The organism is Fusibacter sp. A1 (assembly GCF_004125825.1).
Lineage (GTDB): Bacteria > Bacillota > Clostridia > Peptostreptococcales > Acidaminobacteraceae > QQWI01.
Map to the genome: position 1 here is coordinate 1 of NZ_QQWI01000037.1, position 1343 is coordinate 1343.

Genomic DNA, 1343 nt, shown 5'->3' on the forward strand with positions numbered 1-1343 from the left:
CGAAGAGAGGATAACTGAAAACAACATCACCGACGCAAGCAGTGAAGAGTATGGCCTATTGGAACAAATTCTAGACCCTAATAACCTAAATAAAGCCTATAAACAAGTGAAGAAAAACAAGGGGGCGCACGGGGTGGATGGGATGAGTACAGATGCACTTCTGGAATATCTCAAACAAAACGGGAAGGCGTTGAGAGAAGCCATATTAGACGGTAAATACCGTCCAAGCCCTGTCCGAAGGGTTGAAATCCCCAAAGACAATGGGAAGAAAAGACAGTTAGGCATACCGACAGCAGTGGATAGAGTCATACAGCAAGCCATTATGCAAGTGCTATCACCACTCTATGATGCAACGTTTAGCGAGACGAGCTATGGCTTCCGGCCAAAACGAAGTGCCCATGATGCTCTGTGGAAATCCATAGAATACGCAAACGAAGGTTATACCTACGTTGTGGATATGGACCTTGAAAAGTTCTTTGATGTCGTGAATCAATCTAAGATGATAGAAATCCTCTCCCGTACCATAAGAGATGGCCGCGTCATCTCACTGATTCACAAGTATCTAAGAGCAGGGGCAATTGTAGGCAGGAAGTTTGAAGAAACTCAAATGGGCCTTGCTCAGGGTGGAAATCTCAGTCCGCTATGCAGTAACATCATGCTCAATGAGCTCGATAAAGAGCTCGAAAGAAGAGGGATACGCTTTGTGCGCTATGCGGATGATGTGATGTTGTTCGCGAGGTGCAAGCGCAGTGCTCAAAGAATCATGGCACACATACTGCCATTCATCGAAAATAAGCTTAAACTGCGGGTGAATAAAGAGAAAACAAAAGTAGCCTATATAGGACATGTCAAATTTTTGGGCTACGGGTTCTACCCGAGCAAAGGCTCAAAGATAAAACTCAAAGTCCACCGCAAAAGTGTTGAAAAGATGAAGAGCAGAGTACGAGAAATCACCTCTAGAAGCAGGGGTATCAGTTATGACGTTCTCAAACTCAACCTCAAACAATATGTAAGGGGATGGGTCAACTACTTCAAACACGCAGATATGAGGATGCTTTTGGAATCAACAGACGCTTGGTTGCGCCGAAGACTCCGTATGTTCATATGGAAGCGATGTAAGAAAATAAAGACACGATACCGACTGCTAAAACAACTGGGATATAACCACCAAAATGCAATAAAGTATGCAAACACAAGAAAAGGCTACTGGGCAGTTGCCGGTAGCCAAATTCTCAATTGTTCTATTACAGATAATCTGCTTAGAAAAGCAGGTTATTTATTCTTCTCAGATTACTTGAAAACTGTAAAGGCGTAAACTTAGGAACCGCCGTATACCGGACGGT

General features: G+C 43.6%; 1 protein-coding gene. It reads left to right on the top strand.

Going from position 1 to position 1343, the window contains the following annotated elements:
• On the top strand, positions 1 to 1315 hold a 1315-nt coding region (gene ltrA, locus DWB64_RS19055; RefSeq protein ID WP_129489810.1), incomplete at its 5' end, for a group II intron reverse transcriptase/maturase.
• Positions 1316 to 1343: the final 28 nt, after the last annotated feature.